This is a genomic window from Psychrobacter sp. AOP7-B1-24, from assembly GCF_052376215.1.
In the GTDB taxonomy this organism is placed as follows: domain Bacteria; phylum Pseudomonadota; class Gammaproteobacteria; order Pseudomonadales; family Moraxellaceae; genus Psychrobacter.
Genome location: NZ_JBQSVL010000224.1, coordinates 1 through 365 on the forward strand (window position 1 = coordinate 1; position 365 = coordinate 365).

The 365-nt window shown below is 36.4% G+C and carries 1 protein-coding gene; it reads left to right on the plus strand.

The window, feature by feature from the left end; translation table 11 throughout:
* Positions 1–365: hypothetical protein (locus tag ACT3QP_RS15115; protein ID WP_444526072.1), on the plus strand; the 365-nt coding region annotated here is incomplete at both ends.

Here is a 365-nt window from a genome sequence, read left to right on the forward strand (position 1 = left end):
AAATATATGCATATTAGTCGTAATACCAAAAAATATCAAAAGCAGCTGATCGCTTATGATTTACAATTAACAGCTATGATTGCGACCATAAGATCTGAGCGTGCACTAGAACGAAAAAAACTAGCATCACAAAAAACCAAGCACATGCTAGAAGAAAACGAACGATATATGCTGTCAAAAGGCTATGACAAAAAAGAATTTATAGATGAGTTTGAAGAGATTGAAGCTCTTTTTGTGAATACAGCTGATAAATCAGTCTTTACTGAAAACGATGACTTGCTCCGAACTTTGGCAGTGCAACGTTTGAAGGACAAAGGTATTGAGCCTCCAACTGCCAAAGAAGCTTTTGTGATTCGTCATCCGAT